This is a genomic window from Pseudomonas sp. BIGb0558 (assembly GCF_024807515.1).
Classification (GTDB): domain Bacteria; phylum Pseudomonadota; class Gammaproteobacteria; order Pseudomonadales; family Pseudomonadaceae; genus Aquipseudomonas; species Aquipseudomonas yamanorum_A.
The window spans coordinates 38598-59636 of the sequence record NZ_JANUEW010000008.1; the positions used below are offsets into that span (position 1 = coordinate 38598).

The following is a 21039-nucleotide window of genomic DNA, read 5'->3' on the forward strand; positions in this document are numbered from 1 at the left end:
ATATTGGATGTGTACCCCGTCGCTATCGACGGTGATGAAATGGCAAAACGCCGCGACGGCTGATGCCGGTCGCGGCGCGGGGGTGTTGCAGCGTCAGGCGAAAATCTTAGTTGATTTCGCCGTGGCAGTGTTTGAACTTCTTGCCCGAACCGCACCAGCACAGCTCGTTGCGACCCAGCTTCTGCTCATTGCGCACCGGGGCTTGGGCCAGGGCCACATCGACCTCTTCGCCCAACACTTCCGGAGCCTCAAGACCAGGCGCTTCGTCGTGCTGGAACTGCATGCGCGCAGCCAGTGCCTCGGCTTCCTGGCGCAGGCGAGCCTCTTCCTCGATCGGGTCTTCGCGACGCACCTGAACGTGGGACAGCACACGAATCGAATCGCGCTTGATCGAATCCAGCAGCTCGGAGAACAGCGTGAACGACTCGCGCTTGTACTCCTGCTTCGGGTTCTTCTGGGCGTAGCCACGCAAGTGGATGCCGTGACGCAGGTGGTCCATGGTCGACAGGTGGTCTTTCCACAGGTCGTCCAGCACGCGCAGTACGATTTGCTTCTCGAAGGTGCGCAGTGCTTCAGCACTCGCCTGCTCTTCTTTTTCGTTGTACGCGGCCAGCAGCTCGGTCATGAGCTTCTCGCGCAGGGTTTCTTCGTACAGGTGATCGTCTTCGTCGAGCCATTGCTGGACCGGCAAGTCGACACCGAAGTCGCTCTTCAGCGCCGCTTCCAAGCCGGCAACATCCCACTGCTCAGGCAGCGATTGTGGCGGAATGTGTGCGCTGACGGTGGCGTTGAGCACGTCCTGGCGGAAATCGGCAATGGTCTCGCCGATGTTGGTGGCGGCCAACAAACTGTTACGCATGTGATAAATCACTTTACGCTGTTCGTTGTTGACGTCATCGAACTCGAGCAGTTGCTTACGAATGTCGAAGTTGCGGCCTTCTACCTTGCGCTGGGCCTTCTCGATGGCGTTGGTCACCATGCGGTGTTCAATCGCTTCACCGGACTGCATGCCCAGGGCTTTCATGAAGTTCTTCACCCGGTCCGAGGCGAAGATGCGCATCAGGCTGTCTTCCAGGGACAGGTAGAAACGGCTGGAACCGGCGTCGCCCTGACGACCGGCACGACCACGCAGCTGGTTGTCGATACGGCGCGATTCATGGCGCTCGGAAGCGATCACCTGCAAGCCACCGGACTCCAGCACTTGCTGGTGACGCTTCTGCCAGTCGGCCTTGATCTGTGCGATTTGCTCAGGCGTTGGATCTTCCAGGGAAGCCACTTCCACTTCCCAGTTACCGCCCAACAGGATGTCGGTACCACGACCGGCCATGTTGGTGGCGATGGTCAATGCACCCGGGCGACCGGCCTGGGCGATGATCTCGGCTTCTTTTTCGTGGAACTTGGCGTTGAGGACCTTGTGCTCGATGCCTTCCTTGTTCAGCAAGCTGGACATGTGCTCGGAAGTTTCGATGGTGGCCGTACCCACCAGCACCGGACGGCCCTGGGCCATGCATTCCTTGATGTCGGCGACGATGGCCGCGTATTTCTCGTCGGCGGTCAGGAACACCAGGTCGTTGAAGTCTTTACGCGCCAGTGGTTTGTTCGGCGGGATAACCATTACCGACAGACCGTAGATCTGGTGGAATTCGAACGCTTCGGTGTCGGCTGTACCGGTCATGCCGGACAGTTTGTTGTACAGACGGAAGTAGTTCTGGAAGGTGGTCGAGGCCAGGGTCTGGCTTTCAGCCTGGATGTTCAGGACTTCCTTGGCTTCGATCGCCTGGTGCAGGCCTTCCGACAAACGGCGGCCCGGCATGGTACGACCGGTGTGTTCGTCGACCAGTACGACCTGGCCGTCCTGCACGATGTATTCAACGTTGCGATGGAACAGCTTGTGAGCGCGCAGGCCTGCATACACGTGGGTCAACAGGCCCAGGTTGTGCGCCGAGTACAGGCTCTCGCCTTCAGCCAGCAGGCCGATCTGGGTCAGCATGTCTTCGACGAACTGGTGACCGGCTTCGTTGAGCTCGACCTGACGGGTCTTCTCGTCGATGGTGAAGTGACCTTCTTTGGTCACCACGCCTTCCACTTCCTCGATGTGTTGCTCAAGGCGCGGGATCAGCTTGTTGATCTCGGTGTACAGGCGCGAGCTGTCCTCGGCCTGACCGGAAATGATCAGCGGGGTACGGGCTTCGTCGATCAGGATGGAGTCGACTTCGTCGATCACGGCAAAGTTGAGTTCGCGCTGGAATTTTTCTTCCATGCTGAACGCCATGTTGTCGCGCAGGTAGTCGAAACCGAATTCGTTGTTGGTACCGTAGGTGATGTCGGCAGCGTAGGCGGCGCGTTTCTCTTCCGGCGGCTGGAACGGCGTGACAACACCGACGGTCAGGCCGAGGAATTCATACAGCGGACGCATCCAGTTGGCATCCCGGCGAGCCAGGTAGTCGTTCACCGTCACAACGTGCACGCCCTTGCCGGACAGTGCGTTGAGGTAAACGCCCAGGGTTGCCACCAGGGTCTTGCCTTCACCGGTACGCATTTCGGCAATCATGCCTTCATGCAAGGTCATGCCGCCGATCAACTGGACGTCGAAGTGGCGCATGCCCATGACACGCTTACCGGCTTCGCGGGCGACCGCAAAGGCTTCGGGAAGCAGCTTGTCGAGGGTTTCACCTTTGGCTATGCGGGCCTTGAACTCTTCGGTCTTGGCGCGCAATTGCTCGTCCGAAAGGGCAACCATCTGCTCTTCGAAGGCATTGACCAGCTGCACCGTCTTGAGCATGCGTTTGACTTCGCGCTCATTCTTGCTTCCAAAAAGTTTCTTTAACAAAGGCGCAAACATATCGGCAGGTTCTTCCACACATAGGGATGGAGGGCGCCCCGTGAGTCGCCCGAGCAGCCCTCACGGCCGCATGCGAACGAGCATTCTACCCGGAAACGTGGGTGAGGAAAGTGGCGTTATTCCACGATGCTGGCACGGCGCTCTTAGAGGGCTTGTTTAAAATAAGGGCTTTTTGCTGAACTTCAACCCATTCGGGTAATAAGTTACTCGTTGATTTAATGGATAAACTGCCGGCAATGCAATGGCCGCGGCGTCGCAGACGCTTTCTGCTACCATGGCGGCTCTGTTACTTAAGGTGTCCAGTCATGGCATTTCGCCCTCTTACGGCCCGTGCTCCCGCCGTGTTGCTTCGCGAAGCCAAGCCTTTAAAAGCCATCTTCGGCCATGCGCAACGTCTTGGTCATCTGCAACGCCTGGTAGAAAGCCAACTGCAACCCGCCGCCCGCGAACACTGCCATGTGGCCTCGTGGCGCGAAGGCAATCTGCTGCTGATCGTCACCGACGGTCACTGGGCGACACGCCTGCGCTATCAGCAAAAGCGGCTGCAGCGCCAATTGATGGCTTTCGACGAATTCGCCAGCCTGACGCGCATTCAGTTCAAGGTACAGCCGCCCACCGTGCAGCAAGGTGCGGTGGGGCATACCATGGACCTGTCGGAAGTTGCGGCCGAAACCATTCAGGCCACCGCAGACGGGATTACCGATCCGAACTTGCGCGCTGCGCTGGAGCGGCTGGCTGCTCACGCCAAGCCCAGAACCTGACACCTTACACAAAACTCATTGTGGGAGCGGGCTTGCTCGCTCCCACATTTGACCGCGTCGCTATTTACGCTTGCTGCCGCCCAACAAAGACCCCAACAACCCGCGCACCAACTGCCGGCCCATCTGATTGGCCGCCTGCTGCATCGCTGATTTCAGCGCCTTGCCTGCCGTAGTCCCCAGGAACGCACCAGCCTTGTCGGTGAAGCTCGGTTCTTCAGCCGCGGGCGTCGCTTCGGCTTGCGGCCCCAGGTCCTTGCGGGCCATCAACACTTCGTACGCCGACTCCCGGTCTATCGGCTTGTCATAGCGCCCCAGCAACGGCGAACCGGCAATCAATGCTGCCCGCTCGGCTTCGCTCAGCGGCCCGATCCGCGATTGCGGCGGCGCCACCAGTACGCGTTGGACTACTTCAGGCGTCCCCTTTTCCTGCAAGGTTCCCACCAATGCCTCACCTGTACCCAACTCGGTCAGCACCGCCAGCGCATCAAACGCCGGATTGGGTCGGAAGCCATCGGCCACGGCCCGCAGAGACTTCTGCTCTTTGGTGGTGAACGCCCGCAGCCCATGCTGGATACGCAAGCCCAACTGCGCCAGCACGGTGTCCGGCAAGTCTCCCGGAGACTGGGTGACGAAATACACACCGACGCCTTTCGAGCGAATCAGCCGCACCACTTGTTCCAGGCGATCCTGCAGGGCCTTGGGGGTGTCGGCGAACAACAGATGCGCCTCATCGAAAAACAACGCCAGCAGTGGCTTGTCGGCATCACCGCGCTCCGGCAATTGCTCGAACAGTTCGGCCAGCAGCCACAACAAGAACGTCGCATAGACCTTCGGCGCCTCATGCACCAGGCGGCTGGCATCCAATAGATGAATACGCCCGCGCCCATCACTGGCCGGTTGCAGGATGTCTTCCAGTTGCAGCGCCGGCTCGCCGAACAACGCTTCGGCGCCCTGCTGCTCCAGCACCGCCAGGCGCCGCAACAGTGCCTGGCTGGAACCGGTGGTCATCAAGGCCGCGTCCTCCCCCAGCAGCTCCGGGTGATAGCGCAAATGATTCAGCAGCGCCTTGAGGTCCTTGAGGTCCAGCAACAACAAGCCTTCGCGGTCGGCCACCTTAAAGGCGGCGTAGAGGGCCGATTGCTGGCTGTCGGTGAGCTCCAACAGACTGCCGAGCAACAGCGGGCCCATTTCACTCATGGTGGTACGCAACGGATGGCCGGACTGGCCGTGGATATCCCACAACGTCACCGGATAAGCCTTGGGCGTGTAATTAAGGAACGGCATGCCGGCAATGCGCTCGGCGACCTTGCCCTGAGGGTTGGCCGCCGCGCCCAGGCCACACAGGTCGCCCTTGATGTCGGCGGCAAATACCGCCACGCCTGCATCACTGAAGGCTTCCGCCAGGCGCTGCAAAGTGACGGTCTTGCCGGTACCGGTGGCACCCGCGATCAGCCCATGGCGGTTGGCCAGGCGCATCGCCTGGGCGATCGGCTGGCCTTCGAGATCTGCACCAATAATGAGTTGCGAGGAGTCAGGCATTTTGTCACCCATGGTTAATCTTTAGCACTGCATGGTCGATACAGTTAACGCGAGAGACCCAAAAAGTCTTAGAAAAATGGGCCGGATAATTCCTGCAGGAGCAGATGGAAATATCACACTTTTTTTGACGCAGCCATTTTGCGCGCCTCAAAAGGACGCGCATCGGATATTAAGACCATAGCGGACACCACAAGCCATGAATAAAAATCTGCGTTTCAGCCATAAAATCCTGCTTGCCGCCGCTCTTATCGTCATAGCCGCCTTTGCGTTGTTTACCCTCTACAACGACTACTTGCAGCGTAATGCGATTCGCGACGACCTGAACAACTACCTGCATGAAATGGGCGATGTCACCGCCAGCAATATCCAGACCTGGCTGGCCGGGCGCATTGTGCTGATAGAAAGCGCCGCGCAGAACATCGCCATCAACCCCGACTCAAGCACCGTCGCCAACCTTCTGGAACAGAAAGCCCTGACGTCTTCATTCATGGCGACCTACCTTGGCGACAGCAAAGGCGGCTTCGTGATCCGCCCCGACACCAAGATGCCCGACGGCTTCGACCCGCGTGTGCGCCCCTGGTACAAGGGCGCCCAGAGCAGCAACGGCTCAACCCTCACCGAACCTTATATTGATGCGGCCACCGGCCAGTTGATCATCTCCATCGCCACCCCCAGCAGCAAAGCGGGCCAGAACGTCGGCGTGGTGGGCGGCGACCTGAGCCTGCAAACCCTGGTGGACAACATTGGCGCCTTGAACTTCGGCGGTATGGGGTATGCCTTCCTGGTCAGCGCCGACGGCAAAGTGCTGGTGCACCCCGACAAAAGCCTGGTGATAAAAACCCTGGCCGATGTCTATCCGAACAACACCCCGAAGATCAGCAGCGACTTCAGCGAGGTCGAGGTCAACGGCAAAACCCGTATCGTCACGTTTACCCCGATCAAGGGCCTGCCCTCGGTGAACTGGTACCTGGGCCTATCGGTGGATAAAGACAAATCCTTCGCAATGCTCAGCGAATTCCGCACCTCGGCGATCATTGCCACGATCATCGCGGTGGTCATCATCATCGCCCTGCTGGGCATGCTGATCCGCATCCTCCTGCAGCCACTGCACATCATGACCCGCGCCATGGAAGACATCGCCGACGGAGAAGGCGACCTGACGCGCCGCCTGACCATCCAGAACCATGACGAGTTCGGTGTACTTGGCAGCGCGTTCAATCGCTTCGTGGAGCGCATTCACACCTCGATTCGCGAAGTGTCCTCGGCCACCGAGCAGGTCAATGAAGTGGCCCTGCGGGTAGTCAGCGCCTCCAACTCCTCGATGGTCAATTCCGACGAGCAGGCCAACCGTACCAACAGCGTCGCCGCCGCCATCAACGAACTGGGGGCCGCCGCTCAGGAAATCGCCCGTAACGCCGCACAAGCCTCCAACCAGGCCAGCGATGCCCGGCACCTGGCAGAAGACGGCCAGCAGGTGGTCGAGCGCAATATCAAGGCAATGAACCAGTTGTCGCAGATGATCAGCGCCTCCAGCACCAATATCGAAGCGCTTAACAGCAAGACGGTGAACATCGGGCAGATCCTGGAAGTGATCACCAGCATTTCCCAGCAAACCAACCTGCTGGCCCTCAACGCGGCGATTGAAGCAGCTCGGGCCGGGGAAGCCGGGCGCGGGTTCGCGGTGGTGGCCGATGAAGTGCGCAACCTGGCGCACCGCACCCAGGAGTCGGCGCAGCAGGTGCAGAAGATGATCGAGGAGTTGCAGGTCGGCGCCCGGGATTCGGTCAGTACCATGAGCGAAAGCCAGCGTCACAGCCTGGACAGTGTGGAAATCGCCAACCTGGCGGGCGAACGCCTGAACAGCGTGACCCAGCGAATCGGCGAAATTGACGGGATGAACCAGTCGGTGGCCACCGCCACCGAGGAACAGACCTCCGTGGTGGAGTCGATCAACATGGACATCACCGAGATCAACACCCTCAATCAGGAAGGCGTGGAAAACCTGCATTCGACCTTACGGGCCTGCTCCGACCTGGAACAGCAGGCGGCGCGGCTGAAACAGCTGGTGGGCAGTTTCCGGATCTGATCCGGCCGGGTCAGTCGCTGCCTTGCGCAGTGGCTGACGTCTTTTCTTCCGGTGACTCGGACGTTTCCTGCAACTGCTCCCACAACTCGACGGCGCCAGGAAACTCGGTGCCGTCCTCACTGCTCAGGTCATCCGGGTCATAGCGACTCAAACAACCTTCTCCCAACGTCGCGGGGGCTTTGGAAGTGGCTTTATCCAGCGGATCACTCATTCTCCAATCCTCACCTGTCGCCAAAGAAAAAGGGCCTGTCGCGATTTAACGCCCAGGCCCTTCATTCTTCAATCAAAACACTTCAATCAGAAGACGACAGTCTTGTTGCCGTGCACCAGCACCCGGTCTTCCAGGTGATAGCGCAGGCCGCGTGCCAGCACCATCTTCTCGACGTCACGGCCAAAACGCACCATGTCTTCGATGCTGTCGCTGTGGCTGACGCGCACCACGTCCTGCTCGATGATGGGGCCCGCATCCAACTCTTCGGTGACGTAATGGCACGTTGCGCCGATCAGCTTCACACCTCGCAGGGACGCCTGGTGATACGGCTTGGCGCCTACAAACGAGGGCAGGAAACTGTGGTGAATGTTGATCACCTTGCCGGCATATTCGCTGCACAGGTCCGGCGGCAGGATCTGCATGTAGCGCGCCAGTACCACTACGTCCGCGTCGTGCTGCTTGACGAGGCGCGAGACCTCGGCAAACGCCGGTTCCTTGTCCTGCGGGTTGACCGGGACGTGGTAGTACGGGATGCCGTGCCATTCGACCATGCTGCGCAGGTCGTCATGGTTGGAAATCACGCAGGAGATTTCGCAGTCCAGCTCGTCGCTGTGCCAGCGGTGCAACAAGTCAGCCAGGCAGTGGGACTCACGGCTGGCCATCAGCACCACGCGTTTTTTCTGCTCTGTGTCGGTGATGCGCCAGGTCATCGAGAACTCTTCAGCGATCGGCGCAAATGCCTCGCGAAATGCTTCAAGACCAAAGGGCAGCGTGTCGGCACGAATTTCGTGACGCATGAAAAACCAGCCGCTGAGATTGTCCGAGTGATGGCTCGCTTCGGTGATCCAGCCGTTGTGGGAAGCCAGAAAGTTACTGACCTTGGCAACGATGCCAACCCGGTCCGGGCAAGCAATCACCAGCCGAAAAGTGCGCATTAGGGGGAAACTCCAGAACTTCGCAAAGGCCGCCATTCTAGCGATTGCGCAGAAAAACTGCAGTATTCCTCCACGCTTATTCTGATCCCGAGCGTCAGCCCTGCCCCTTAATAGCGTAAGGTTTTACCCACTATATGTGTACAAACCGATGGACTGGGGCAGTAAGCCAAGACTTAACGAGAGTATCTTTAAGGCCTTAAGCCTTACTAATTAACTCAATTCCACGCTTTTGCCACAAACAACCAAAGTAAATTACATAAATGCGACCTTAAATGTTTACTTGGGCAAACCGTCTGACTATTATTGGGCCACTATCCCCTTTCACCCAGCGCCCTACATAAGGTAGTCCCCATGTCCCTGATCAACGAATACCGCGCCACCGAAGAAGCTATCAAAGAGCTGCAAGCCCGTTTGAAGAACCTGTCCCAAGACGACAAACTGCAAACCGAGCTGGAATTCGAAGGCAAACTGCGCACCCTGATGGGCGAATACTCCAAATCCCTGCGTGACATCATCGCGCTGCTGGATCCAGAGTCGAAAGTTAAGGCTCCACGTGGCGCCGTGAAAACTACCGGCACCAAGCGCGCACGCAAGGTTAAACAATACAAAAACCCGCACAACGGCGAAGTGATTGAAACCAAAGGTGGCAACCACAAGACTCTGAAAGAGTGGAAAGCCAAGTGGGGCGGCGACGTGGTTGAAGGCTGGGCTACCCTGCTGGGCTAAGCCTCGCCAGGACGCTGCGTGATACGCAACGCAATAAAAAACGCCAGCTTGCTGGCGTTTTTTATTGTCCATCTTTTACCCTGGCACCGATTACAGGCTCATTCGAGCTGCTAAAGCGTCAACATACTCCTGCCACTCATCAAGCACCTGCCGCTGAAACGGTGTAGCACTAACAGCCAACTCAACACGCGCCTGTTTAAAATCCTCAAGGGTGTTTGGTGCGCCCCATTGCGGGTCTGACAAACGCTGCTGACAGAAAACTCTCCAGCGCTGTTGCTCCTCACTACTCAAGGTTTCAGGGAAGTTACGGGCGCGATAGCGAAATAATAATTCAGGCAAACGTTCGTCATCAAAAGGCCATTGCTGCCGTGCTAATTGCTCAGGCTCGGCGACTCTCACTTGTTCACATAAACGTCGATCACGATCACCGATAAAACCATCGTACAACTGCTGCTCCGGATCGGCACTCGACGCAAAATCTTCCTCGGCATAAATCGCCGCTAATTTATCGCGCCATAGTTCTTGTGCGTCGCTTAGCCGCAGGGCGCGCGCCGCATACTCATCCATATCCAGTTGCAGCCGCTCGCGGTCTTGCGCCCGAAGCACACTTAACGGCGCGACCACCGGGCAGCGATTGATGTGCAGCAATTTGAGCGGTACCGGCAACTCACCTTCGGCAAGGTCGTCACGACGGGAATATAGACGCTGGCGCAAGGTCTGCGCGTCCTCGTCCAACAGGCCCTGGGGATCGAGCCCCAGGTCGCAGACGATCAATGCATTGCGATTGCGCGGGTGCCACGCCAAGGGCAGCACCACGCCCAGGTAATGACGCTCTGCAGAAAAACGCCCGGAAATATGCACCATCGGCTGCAACAACCGCACCTGGTCCATGACCCGTTGCTTGCTGCGCAGTTGAAACAGCCAGTCATAGAGCTTGGGTTGCTTTTCGCGGACCAACCGGGCCAATGCGATGGTGGCGCGCACGTCGGACAAGGCATCGTGAGCCTGCCCGTGGTCGATACCATTGGCGGCGGTCAACCGCTCAAGCTTGAGGGTGACGCGCCCGTCCTGTTCCGGCCAGACGATTCCGTCCGGGCGCAGGGCATAGGCGGTGCGCACCACGTCGATCAGGTCCCAGCGGCTGTTACCGCCTTGCCACTCGCGGGCATAAGGGTCAAAAAAGTTGCGATACAAGCTGTAGCGCGTCATCTCATCGTCAAAACGCAAGGTGTTGTATCCGGCCCCGCAGGTGCCCGGGGCTGCCAGTTCAGCGTGCACCCGGGTCATGAAGTCGGCTTCGGCCAGGCCCTTCTCCGCCAGCACGCCAGGGGTGATGCCGGTGATCGCGCACGCTGCCGGGTGCGGCAGGATATCGTCACTGGGCTGGCAATAGAGGTTGACCGGCGGCCCTACCTCGTTGAGTTCAAGGTCGGTGCGAATACCGGCTACCTGCAGCGGGCGGTCGGTACGCGGGTTGATGCCGGTGGTTTCATAGTCGTACCAGAAAATGGTGGTCACGGGCTATTCCTGTGCTGAAGACCGACAAAGTCTAGGCGCTGGAAGGCACCGGCGGCCAGCGCTGTGTTCACTGTACAAACATTCAGTAAATCGTTGGGTGGTTGCTTCCACCGTCGACACTGCTAGCATCGGTCTTTCCAACCCCGCCGCTGCCGCCCAGGCGCCAGCGCCGCACTGCCAAGGAACGCGATGCCACCTGCGCCACTGGATACCCGCTACCAGATCGAGACCCCGGAGGGCATCGACCTGCCCCTGCGCCCGGCCGGCCTGCTGGTCCGCTCGCTGGCCTTTGCCTTCGACCTCGGGTTGCGCGGCCTGATTCTCGGCATTCTTTTTATTGCGCTGGCCTTCCTCGGTAACCTGGGCATAGGCCTGGGTTCGCTGCTGCTGTTTCTCGTCAGCTGGTGGTACATGGTGCTGTTCGAGGTGCTCAACCAGGGCTGCTCGCCCGGCAAGCAGATAATGGGCCTGCGGGTGGTACAGGACGATGGCACGCCCATCGGCTGGTCCGCCTCGCTGATCCGTAACCTGCTGCGTTTTGTCGACATGCTGCCGTTCGGCTACTTCCTCGGCGCCATCAGTTGCCTGCAACACCCCAACTTCAAGCGCCTGGGCGACCTGGCCGCCGGGACCCTGGTGATCTATCGCGAACAGCCGCTTCCCCGCCCGCAAGTACCACAAGCCCCCGCGCTGCGCCTGCCGTTCGCCCTCGAGCTGAACGAACAACGGGCCATTCTCAGCTTCGCCGAACGCCAGGGCGAACTGTCCGCCGAACGCGTCAACGAACTGGCCGCGATCCTGGCTACGCCCCTGCAGGTCTCCCCTGCCCGCGCCGTGGCGGAACTCAATGGCGTGGCCCGCGGACTGTTGGGGCCAGCATGAAGCAGAGTCTTTTCGAAAGCCGTCACCAACCACAATGGCAAGCCTTTGCCGAGCAGTTGACGCAGTTGGAGAAAGGCAAAGCCAAAGGCACCGACTTCGCCGACTTCCCTCATCAATACCGGCAGCTGTGCCAGCACCTCGCCCTGGCCCAGGAACGCGGCTACAGCAGTTATCTGGTGGACCCGCTGCAGCAACTGGCCTTGCGCGGCCATCAACAGTTGTATCGAAACCGCAGCCAACTGGGAGCAAACGTGCTGAGCTTCCTGCTGGCCGACTTCCCCAGGCTGGTTCGCGCGCAATGGCCATTCGTGCTGGCCGCCAGCCTGCTGTTCTTTGGCAGCCTGATCGGCATCGCCTTGCTGGTGTACCTGTTTCCGGACTTGATCTACAGCATCGTCAGCCCCCAACAGGTGGCCGAGATGCAGGGTATGTACGACCCCGATGCCAGCCGTCTGGGCCGGGCCGCCGAACGCGCCTCCAGCGAAGACTGGATGATGTTTGGCTACTACGTGATGCACAACATCGGCATCGCGTTCCAAACCTTTGCCGCGGGGCTGCTGTTTGGCCTGGGCAGCGTATTTTTCCTGTTCTTCAATGGCCTGATCATTGGTGCCGTCGCCGGGCACCTGACTCAACTCGGCTACGGCCAGACCTTCTGGTCATTCGTGATTGGCCATGGCGCCTTCGAACTCAGCGCTATCGCCCTGGCTGGTGCCGCGGGCCTGCAACTGGGCTGGGCATTGATTGCGCCGGGGCAACTGACAAGAGGCGAATCCCTGCGACTGGCCGCGCGCAAAAGCGTGCAAATGATTTGTGGAGTAATGGTGTTCCTGCTGATCGCTGCGTTTATCGAAGCGTATTGGTCCTCCACCACGGCCGTGGCGCCGTGGATCAAGTACCTGGTGGGTGCCGCCCTGTGGTTGCTGATGGCCACCTACCTGCTGTTTGCCGGACGCGATCGCCATGCGCCTGAGTGATGCCAGCGTCGTGATCCGCCCACGCAACGCCTGGGAAGCCATGGACCTCGGTATCCTGCTGGCCCGCGAACACCGGCTGCTGCTGATGAGCAGTTGGGCCCTCGTGACCTTGCCGGTCTTCGCTCTGTTCAGCCTGCTGCTGTGGAATCACCCGTCCACCGCACTGCTGCTGTTCTGGTGGTTGAAACCGGCATTCGACCGCCTGCCGCTGTATATCCTGTCCAAGGCCCTGTTCGGCGAAACACCCAGCCTCAAGCAGGCCCTGCGCCAATGGCCGCGCCTGCTCAAGGGCCAATTGCTGGCCAGCCTGACCTGGCGGCGCTTCAGCCTGAGCCGCAGCTTCGTGATGCCGGTGGTCCAGCTCGAAGGCCTGCGAGGCCAGGCACGCCAGCAACGTCTTGGGGTACTGCAACAACGCAACGCCAGCGCCGCCCGCTGGCTGACCCTGATCGGAGTGCACCTGGAAATCGCCTTGTGGTTCGGGCTGATGGCGGTGTTCTATTTCTTCCTGCCGCAAGAGGTCGAACGGGACTGGGATTGGCAACAGCTGGTACTCACCGCCGGGCACGACTGGCTATGGCTGGAGCACCTGACCAACGCTTTCTATGCCTTGATCCTGGTGTTCTGGGAGCCTATCTACGTCGCTTGTGGTTTCAGCCTGTACCTGAACCGCCGCACCGTACTGGAAGCCTGGGACCTGGAGTTGGTGTTCCGCCGACTGCGCCAGCGCCTGAGTGGCGTGGCACCGGCCCTGCTGCTGGTGATCGGGCTGATGCTGGTCCCGGCGATTCCACCGGTGTGGGCCGATGAGCCGCCGCCGCAAAAGCCCCTGAGTACGCAATCGGCGAATCAGTCGATCAAGGCGCTGCTGGAGCAGCCACCGTTCAAGAATCCGGAAACCGTCACCCGCTACCGGTTCGGTGACGAAAAAACAGCAGACAAAAACAAGCCCGCAGCCGACGCCAAGCTACCGGCCTGGCTGGAAGCATTGCTGAAAAACCTCAACAGCGACTCGTTCAAGTACATCGCCAAAGCCCTTGAAGTGCTGCTCTGGGGATTGCTGGTGGGTGGGCTGGCACTGGTGATCTGGCGTTATCGCGACTGGCTGCATGCATTTGTCAGCCGACGCAGCCCGCGCCAGCCCAAGACAGCCACACCTGCTCCCGCTCAAATGTTCGGCCTGGAACTGGGCGCAGAAACCTTACCCGAAGATATCGCCAGCACCGCCGAACAACTCTGGGCCACTCAACCCCGGGAAGCCCTCGGTTTGCTTTACCGGGGCTTGCTCAGCCGCCTGTTACACGACTTCAACCTGCCACTGAAAAACGCCGACACGGAAGGCCAGGTCCTGGAGCACATCCGCCAATTGCAACAACCGCAGTTGCTTGCATTCAGCGATGAGCTGACCCGTTATTGGCAAAACCTCGCCTATGGCCACCGCCTTCCGCCGGCCCTGGCGCAACAACAGCTATGCAGCCGTTGGCGAAGCCTGTTCGGCCCGGGAGCAGCACAATGAACCGGCCACTGCTGTGGGTCGCAGTGCTTGTGGCGTGTTTGCTGGCCGCAGGCGGTTTTTATGCCTGGCACAAGGCGATTCCGTATCAGGAAGTGGTGGATCGTGGCGCTTCGCCCGAGGCCCTGGCCAATCCTTACCTGGCAGCGGAACACTTTCTGCGCAGGCAAGGCCTGGTGGTGGAACACGCCAACAGCCTGGAGCGGCTGGCCAGCCTTTCGCCCATAGGTAACAGCCTGCTGTTGCTCGGCGAGCGCAGCAACATGAGCCCGCCCCAGGTGGATCAACTGCTGCAATGGACCCGGGCGGGCGGCCATCTGTTGCTGGTAGCCGAAGCGCTGTGGGATGAGGACACCGGCAAAAGTGGCGACCTGCTGCTGGATCGCGTGCAGATACACCAGTCCTTCAGTGAAACGTTCGATGCTCCGGCACCCGCGCGCAAAAAGAAAACGCCGGACCTGACCAAGCTCTATGTGGACAACGAAACGGCCCCGGCCTACTTCAGCTTCGACACCGACTTCAATCTCACCGACCCCAAACACCTCGCGCAATTCTCGGCCAACAGTGCCAAGTCGACGCATCTGATGCAGGTCAACCTCGGGCAAGGCCGTGTGACGGTGGTCACCGACAGCGATCTGTGGAAAACCCCGGCCATCGGCCTGCACGATAACGCCTGGCTGCTCTGGTACCTGAGCCAAGGCACCCACGTCACACTGCTGTCCAACACCGATGTCGAGGACCTGTTCAGCCTGCTGCTGCGCTACTTCCCCCAGGCACTGGTGGCACTTGCCGCACTGATTGCCCTGGGGTTGTGGCACGCCGGCATGCGCCAGGGCCCGATCCGGCAGCCGGCCCCCAAGGCGCGCCGCCAACTGCATGAACACTTGAAAGCCAGTGCCGACTTCCTGCTGCGCCGCAGCGGGCAAAACAGCCTGCTGCTCGCCTTGCAGCACGACATCCAGCGCACAGCCCGACGCCGTCATCCCGGGTTCGAATACCTCGACGCCACCGAACAATTGCGGGTTCTTGAACACCTGACTCGCCAACCCTCCCTCGTCATCAGCCAGGCCCTCGGCCCACTCCCGGTGAAGCGGCTCTCCAGCGCCGATTTCAGCCGCCAGGTGGCCTGCCTGCAAACCCTCAGGAATGCCCTATGAGCGAATTTCCCGCCACTGACCCGCTTCAGCGTGCCAGCCAACTGGCCCAGGCCTTGCGCATCGAACTGCGCAAGGCGGTCATCGGCCAGGATCAGGTGATCGATGACGTGCTCACCGCGTTGATCGCGGGCGGCCATGTGCTGCTCGAAGGTGTTCCCGGCCTGGGCAAGACCTTGCTGGTACGTGCCCTGGCGCGCTGTTTTGGGGGCGAGTTCGCGCGCATCCAGTTCACGCCGGACCTGATGCCCAGCGACGTGACCGGCCATGCCGTATACGACCTGCATACCGAGCAGTTCAAGCTGCGCAAAGGGCCGCTGTTTACCAACCTGTTGCTGGCCGACGAGATCAACCGCGCCCCGGCGAAAACCCAGGCGGCGTTGCTGGAAGCCATGCAGGAACGCCAGGTAACCCTCGAAGGCGAGGCACTGCCCATTGGCCAACCGTTCATGGTGTTGGCCACCCAGAACCCCATCGAGCAGGAAGGCACTTACCCTTTGCCTGAAGCCGAACTGGATCGTTTCATGCTCAAGGTGCGCATGGACTACCCCGAGGCGCAGCAGGAACTGGACATGGTGCGCGAAGTCACCCGCTCGTCCCGGGCCGACATGCTCGACGTACAACCGCTGCGCACGGTGCTGCACGCTGAAGATGTGCTGCTGTTGCAACAGATCGCCAGCGAGCTGCCCCTGGACGAACAAGTACTCGACTACGCCGTGCGCCTGGCCCGTACCACCCGCAGTTGGCCGGGCCTGACCATCGGTGCCGGGCCCCGGGCCTCCATTGCCCTGGTTCGTGGCGCACGGGCACGGGCCCTGCTGCGGGGCGGCGAATTCGTGACTCCGGACGACATCAAGGGCTGTGCCCTGGCAGTGTTGCGCCATCGGGTGCGCATTGCCCCGGAGCTGGATATCGACGGGCTGGAAGTCGACCAGGTGCTCAGGCAACTGCTGGACCAAGTCCCGGCGCCACGGCAATGACACGCCCATGAGACCGACTCGCCTGCTATTGATCTGGCTCGGTGTGCTGCTGGGCCTGGGTATTCTGCTCGGCACGTTGATGGCGCTGCAGGTCAAGGTGCCAGACACCCTGCACTCCGTGACCTGGGGCTTGCTGCTGGCTCTGTTGCTGCTGGCCCTGCTGGATGCCATCCGCCTGCGCCGCCGACCGTCCCCGCGCGTGCGACGGCAGATGCCCGGCAGCCTGGCGTTGGGGCGCTGGGGAGACGTGCGGGTGACACTGGAGCACGATTATCCCCAGCCGCTGATGGTCCAGGTATTCGATCATGTGCCCGAGGGTTTGGCGGTGGAGAACCTGCCCCAATCCATCGAACTTCGCCCGGGTGAGCACAGTGAGCTGGGCTACCGGCTGCGGCCGCTAAGACGCGGGCATTTCAGTTTTACCCGGTGTGAAATCCATCTTCCCAGTGCCCTGGGGCTGTGGTCCGCACGGCGCCTGATAGACGTCAACGATGCCACCCGCGTCTACCCGGACTTCGCACGCCTGTACGGTGCGCAGTTGCTGGCAGTGGACAACTGGCTCAACCAGCTTGGTGTACGCCAGCGGCAACGACGCGGGCTGGGCCTGGAGTTTCATCAACTGCGCGAGTTTCGCGAGGGCGACAGCCTGCGCCAGATCGACTGGAAAGCCACCGCCCGGCAACGCACGCCGATCGCCCGGGAATATCAGGATGAACGTGACCAGCAGATTATGTTCATGCTCGATTGTGGAAGGCGCATGCGCAGCCAGGACGCCGAACTGTCGCATTTTGACCACGCCCTCAATGCCTGCCTGCTACTCAGTTACGTGGCGTTGCGCCAGGGCGATGCCGTGGGGCTCTGTACGTTTGCCTGCGACCAGCCGCGCTACCTGGCACCGGTCAAAGGCAGTGGCCAGCTCAACTTGCTGCTGAATGCGGTGTATGACCTGGATACTTCCCGTCGTACCGCTGATTACCAGGCGGCCGCCAGCCAACTGCTGGCCCGGCAGAAACGTCGCTCGCTGGTGATCGTGGTAACCAATTTGCGCGATGAGGATGATGAAGAGTTGCTGAGCGCCGTCAAACGCATCAGCCGCCAGCACCGGGTATTGGTTGCAAGCCTGCGGGAGGAAATCCTTGACCAGTTGCGCCAGGCCCCCGTGCAAACCCTGCCCGAAGCCCTGGCCTATTGCGGCAACATCGACTATCTCAATACCCGGGATGAACTCCACGGCCGCTTGAACGCCCATGGTCTGTCGGTACTGGACACACTGCCTTCGGAACTCGGAGCCTCCCTGGTGACCCGCTACCTGGGCTGGAAAAAAGCCGGAGCGCTATGAAACCTCGCGCGCAGCGCTGCACAGAACCTAGGCAGAGGCCTGCAATGGATCAAAGCTGAAGTAATTCAACAGGGCGCTGATCACCTCCCCATATTCGGCGGGCGCCTGTGACACGCTGAACCCGGAGTCGTAATGCTGCGGGTTTATATCCTCATGGCACCACAGGCAGGTGGCCGTGAGGTCTACCGCCTGTACCTCGCCCTCGGGGCCGGGAATTTTCAGGCGCAGCTCGAATGCCACATCGACCATCATGGGCAATTGGCTGATCAACATCAGCCCTTTCTCGGAAACATTGCCCAAATAGCCAATGGGTTTGTCCGTCAGGCGATTGAAGACTTGAAGGAAGCAAGGTAACTGATGTCGCTCGATCCGCCGCTGCGTAAACATGATGAGGTCGCCATCCAATGGCCATGAGTGTGGCCGCTCCAGTGATTCGGAACGAGCCCAAAGGCCCGCTCTCCCCGGATCTCGGTGCGACAACAGCCGATGCTTTGTCACCTTACAGCTGCCAAATCCGGGTATTCCATCCGTTCGAATAGAAACCTATACAAACCGATATTCAAAGATTAGCCCAAGACTGGCAACGAGCCAGCCATAGCATGACAAATATCATCAGAGTGACGCCGGACGCGGCTGGGCGGTACTGGCGCCGGGGTAATGCCCCAGCTGTTGCAGGGTATCCAGGCGTGCACGAGCACGGAACGCGTACTCGCTCGCCGGGTACTGGCTGATGATGAACTGATAGGTTTGCGCCGCATCGACGAACAGTTTCTCGCGCTCCAGGCACTGCCCGCGCAACATCGAGACCTCCGGTTGCACGTAGCGCCGGGAACGGCTTTCACGGTCGACCTGGGATAACTCAAGGGTGACCCGCTGGCAATCGCCTACACCGTAGGCGCGGTACGCATTGTTCAAATGATGGTCCATCGACCAACGGGTGCAGCCGACAACACTGACGGCCAGGGCAGCAATGATCACGATTCGCATGGGGGTTCTCCTGTCTTGTGCAGTGTATCGACCCTTCATCGAAAATCTTCAAGGTTGTTCATCTGTTCATGCAGAGTGAAAACAAGCGAATCATCGATAAGTAGTGCAAACGAACAATGACTACAACCAAAGAGCATAGTAGCCTTCCTCAGCGCTTGAACTCAGGAGTCCGTGCATGTCCGTCCGTCGTACCAAAATCGTCGCCACCCTTGGCCCGGCCAGTAACTCGCCGGAAGTCCTCGAACAGCTGATTCTGGCTGGCCTGGACGTTGCCCGTTTGAACTTCTCCCACGGCACCCCGGACGAGCACAAGGCTCGCGCCAAGCTGGTGCGTGACCTGGCCGCCAAACACGGCCGCTTCGTTGCACTGCTGGGTGACCTGCAAGGCCCGAAAATCCGTATCGCCAAATTCACCAACAAGCGGATCGAGCTGAAGATCGGTGACAAGTTCACCTTCTCCACAAGCCACCCGCTGACCGAAGGCACCCAGGACGTAGTGGGTATCGACTACCCCGACCTGGTGAAAGACTGCGGCGTCGGCGACGAACTGCTGCTGGACGACGGTCGCGTGGTCATGCGCGTCGACACCGCCACCCCAACCGAATTGAACTGCACCGTGATCATCGGCGGCCCGCTGTCGGATCACAAAGGCATCAACCGCCGCGGCGGTGGCCTGACCGCTCCAGCCCTGACTGAAAAAGACAAGGCCGACATCAAGCTCGCCGCCGAAATGGAAGTGGACTACCTCGCGGTATCCTTCCCGCGCGACGCTGCCGACATGGAATACGCCCGTAAACTGCGCGACGAAGCCGGCGGTACTGCCTGGCTGGTGGCGAAGATCGAACGCGCCGAAGCCGTGGCCGATGACGAAACCCTCGACGGCCTGATCAAGGCTTCCGACGCCGTGATGGTTGCCCGTGGCGACCTCGGTGTGGAAATCGGCGACGCCGAGCTGATCGGTATCCAGAAGAAAATCATCCTGCACGCACGTCGCCACAACAAAGCGGTGATCGTTGCGACCCAGATGATGGAGTCGATGATCCAGAACCCGATGCCAACCCGTGCCGAAGTGTCCGACGTGGCCAACGCCGTGCTCGACTACACCGACGCCGTGATGCTCTCGGCTGAAAGTGCTGCAGGCCCGTACCCGCTGGAAGCTGTGCAGGCCATGGCGCGCATCTGCGTCGGCGCTGAAAAGCACCCGACCAGCAAGACCTCCAGCCACCGCATCGGCAAAGTGTTCGAAAGCTGCGACCAGAGCATCGCCCTGGCCGCCATGTACACCGCCAACCACTTCCCGGGCGTGAAAGCGATCATCGCCTTGACCGAAAGTGGCTACACGCCGTTGATCATGTCGCGCATTCGTTCCTCGATCCCGATCTACGCATTCTCCCCGCACCGCGAAACCCAGGCCCGCGCGGCCATGTTCCGTGGTGTCTACACCGTACCGTTCGACCCGGCATCGCTGCCGCCTGAGCAAGTCAGCCAGGCCGCGATCGACGAGTTGCTCAAGCGCGGCGTAGTAGAGAAAGGCGACTGGGTCATCCTGACCAAGGGCGACAGCTACCACACCATCGGCGGCACCAACGGCATGAAGATCCTGCACGTTGGCGACCCAATGGTCTGAGTGACACGCTGAAAAACAAAAGCCCCGCCATGTGAATGGCGGGGCTTTTTGCATTGCAGATCGGGATGTTCCATTGGCTGGCAGGGCCTCATCGCAGGCAAGCCAGCTCCCACAGTTAATCGCGCTTCTTCAAGTCAACTCGGTCAACTGTGGGAGCTGGCTTGCCTGCGATGAGGCCCGTTCCCACAACACTTCATCGCCTGGCGATAAACCCCGACAACGCCGCAATCGCCTCCGGCGACTTCAACCGCTGGGTAAACAACGCCCCCTCCTCCTCGATCACCCTGCGCAACTGCTCACGATCAACGCTTTTCATCAGATGCTTGCTGACCTGCACCGCGCCCGGCGCCAGGGTTTCGAACCGTCCGGCGACTTCCCGCGCCTTGGCCAAGGCAGATTCACCGCTGCCCAGTGCTTCGGTTGCGATGCCCCAGATAGCCGCCTGCTCACCGCTGAACCCTTCACCCAGCAGTAACAATTCCGCCGCCTTGGCATGCCCCAACAAGCGCGGCAGGATCAAGCTGGAGCCAAACTCCGGGCACAGCCCCAGGTTGACGAACGGCATGCGCAACCGCGCATCCCGGCTCACATACACCAGGTCACAATGCAGCAGCAGCGTGGTACCAATCCCCACCGCCACGCCTGCCACCGCTGCGATCACCGGCTTGCGGCAATTGAGCAAACTGCGCATGAAGTGAAACACCGGGCTGTCGAGATCCGCCGGTGGTTGTTCAAGGAAGTCGCCGATGTCATTACCGGCGGTGAAGCATTCGCTGCTGCCCTGGATCAACACGGCATTGACGCCGTTATCGGCATCGGCCTGTTCCAGCGCCTCGGCCAGCTGGCTGTACATGGCGCGGGTCAGGGCGTTTTTCTTGTCCGGGCGGTTGAGCTGCAGGATCAGCAACCCGCGTTCGCGTTGCTGCAGGATGGCATCGGTCATGGCAAATCTCGCGGCTGGA

General features: G+C 60.3%; 18 protein-coding genes and 1 pseudogene. 11 read left to right on the forward strand and 8 right to left on the reverse strand.

Features of this window, described 5'->3' with window-relative positions; translation table 11 throughout:
- Window positions 1-106 precede the first annotated feature (106 nt).
- Window positions 107-2842 carry a preprotein translocase subunit SecA gene (secA, locus tag M2400_RS12710; RefSeq protein ID WP_177046008.1) on the reverse strand — a complete coding sequence of 912 codons (2736 nt, stop codon included), beginning with the start codon at window positions 2840-2842 and terminating at the stop codon, window positions 107-109.
- Between the two features lie 305 nt (window positions 2843-3147).
- Here secA and M2400_RS12715 point away from each other — a divergent pair, with 305 nt between their 5' ends.
- Entirely contained in the window at window positions 3148-3603 is a 456-nt protein-coding gene (locus tag M2400_RS12715) for a DUF721 domain-containing protein (RefSeq protein ID WP_177046006.1), read from the forward strand.
- Window positions 3604-3663: 60 nt separating this feature from the next.
- Here the strand turns inward: M2400_RS12715 and M2400_RS12720 are convergent, their stop codons facing one another.
- Entirely contained in the window at window positions 3664-5142 is a 1479-nt protein-coding gene (locus M2400_RS12720) for a helicase HerA-like domain-containing protein (protein ID WP_177046004.1), read from the reverse strand.
- Window positions 5143-5338: 196 nt separating this feature from the next.
- On the opposite strand from M2400_RS12720, the pseudogene M2400_RS33550 reads away from it, so the two are divergent.
- Together M2400_RS33550 and M2400_RS33555 are read left to right on the forward strand one after the other, a co-directional pair.
- Window positions 5339-6370 (forward strand): annotated as a pseudogene (locus M2400_RS33550) (cache domain-containing protein); the annotation flags it as partial.
- A 93-nt stretch (window positions 6371-6463) separates the two neighbouring features.
- Window positions 6464-7228, forward strand: coding sequence for a methyl-accepting chemotaxis protein (locus tag M2400_RS33555; protein WP_371318589.1), 765 nt, complete (start codon window positions 6464-6466; stop codon window positions 7226-7228).
- A gap of 10 nt (window positions 7229-7238) precedes the next feature.
- Here M2400_RS33555 and M2400_RS12730 read toward each other — a convergent pair whose 3' ends face one another.
- Window positions 7239-7439 (reverse strand): hypothetical protein, encoded by a 201-nt coding sequence (locus M2400_RS12730; protein ID WP_177046000.1) that lies wholly within the window; start codon window positions 7437-7439, stop codon window positions 7239-7241.
- Window positions 7440-7525: 86 nt separating this feature from the next.
- Entirely contained in the window at window positions 7526-8374 is an 849-nt protein-coding gene (purU, locus tag M2400_RS12735; RefSeq protein WP_177078786.1) for a formyltetrahydrofolate deformylase, read from the reverse strand.
- Between the two features lie 351 nt (window positions 8375-8725).
- On the opposite strand from purU, the gene mvaT reads away from it, so the two are divergent.
- Window positions 8726-9100 (forward strand): histone-like nucleoid-structuring protein MvaT, encoded by a 375-nt coding sequence (gene mvaT, locus M2400_RS12740; protein WP_005790963.1) that lies wholly within the window; start codon window positions 8726-8728, stop codon window positions 9098-9100.
- 90 nt (window positions 9101-9190) lie between these two features.
- Here the strand turns inward: mvaT and sbcB are convergent, their stop codons facing one another.
- A complete protein-coding gene (gene sbcB / locus M2400_RS12745; protein ID WP_259196860.1) occupies window positions 9191-10618 on the reverse strand; it encodes an exodeoxyribonuclease I in 1428 nt (475 codons plus the stop codon).
- A gap of 189 nt (window positions 10619-10807) precedes the next feature.
- On the opposite strand from sbcB, the gene M2400_RS12750 reads away from it, so the two are divergent.
- From M2400_RS12750 to M2400_RS12775, 6 genes are read left to right on the forward strand one after another with little or no spacing between them, the layout of a single operon-like run.
- The gene (locus M2400_RS12750) at window positions 10808-11500 is read left to right on the forward strand and encodes an RDD family protein (RefSeq protein ID WP_177045994.1); all 693 of its coding nucleotides are present in this window, start codon (window positions 10808-10810) and stop codon (window positions 11498-11500) included.
- The gene (locus M2400_RS12755) at window positions 11497-12477 is read left to right on the forward strand and encodes a stage II sporulation protein M (protein WP_259196861.1); all 981 of its coding nucleotides are present in this window, start codon (window positions 11497-11499) and stop codon (window positions 12475-12477) included. Before M2400_RS12750 ends, M2400_RS12755 begins: the two co-directional genes overlap by 4 nt.
- Entirely contained in the window at window positions 12464-13993 is a 1530-nt protein-coding gene (locus tag M2400_RS12760; RefSeq protein ID WP_259196862.1) for a DUF4129 domain-containing protein, read from the forward strand. Before M2400_RS12755 ends, M2400_RS12760 begins: the two co-directional genes overlap by 14 nt.
- Window positions 13990-15147: a DUF4350 domain-containing protein gene (locus M2400_RS12765; RefSeq protein WP_259196863.1), complete on the forward strand. Its 1158-nt coding sequence runs from the start codon at window positions 13990-13992 to the stop codon at window positions 15145-15147. The genes M2400_RS12760 and M2400_RS12765 overlap by 4 nt, the downstream gene beginning before the upstream one ends.
- Window positions 15144-16124 (forward strand): MoxR family ATPase, encoded by a 981-nt coding sequence (locus tag M2400_RS12770; protein WP_177045986.1) that lies wholly within the window; start codon window positions 15144-15146, stop codon window positions 16122-16124. Before M2400_RS12765 ends, M2400_RS12770 begins: the two co-directional genes overlap by 4 nt.
- Before the next feature lie 7 nt (window positions 16125-16131).
- Window positions 16132-17463 (forward strand): DUF58 domain-containing protein, encoded by a 1332-nt coding sequence (locus M2400_RS12775; protein ID WP_259196864.1) that lies wholly within the window; start codon window positions 16132-16134, stop codon window positions 17461-17463.
- 27 nt (window positions 17464-17490) lie between these two features.
- Here M2400_RS12775 and M2400_RS12780 read toward each other — a convergent pair whose 3' ends face one another.
- Together M2400_RS12780 and M2400_RS12785 are read right to left on the reverse strand one after the other, a co-directional pair.
- Window positions 17491-17850 carry a PilZ domain-containing protein gene (locus M2400_RS12780; protein WP_177045981.1) on the reverse strand — a complete coding sequence of 120 codons (360 nt, stop codon included), beginning with the start codon at window positions 17848-17850 and terminating at the stop codon, window positions 17491-17493.
- Between the two features lie 225 nt (window positions 17851-18075).
- The gene (locus M2400_RS12785; protein ID WP_177045979.1) at window positions 18076-18450 is read right to left on the reverse strand and encodes a tol-pal system YbgF family protein; all 375 of its coding nucleotides are present in this window, start codon (window positions 18448-18450) and stop codon (window positions 18076-18078) included.
- A gap of 175 nt (window positions 18451-18625) precedes the next feature.
- Between M2400_RS12785 and pyk the strand changes: the two genes are divergently transcribed.
- Window positions 18626-20077 (forward strand): pyruvate kinase, encoded by a 1452-nt coding sequence (pyk, locus tag M2400_RS12790; protein ID WP_259196868.1) that lies wholly within the window; start codon window positions 18626-18628, stop codon window positions 20075-20077.
- 193 nt (window positions 20078-20270) lie between these two features.
- Here pyk and M2400_RS12795 read toward each other — a convergent pair whose 3' ends face one another.
- The gene (locus M2400_RS12795; protein ID WP_177045975.1) at window positions 20271-21020 is read right to left on the reverse strand and encodes an enoyl-CoA hydratase-related protein; all 750 of its coding nucleotides are present in this window, start codon (window positions 21018-21020) and stop codon (window positions 20271-20273) included.
- Window positions 21021-21039: the final 19 nt, after the last annotated feature.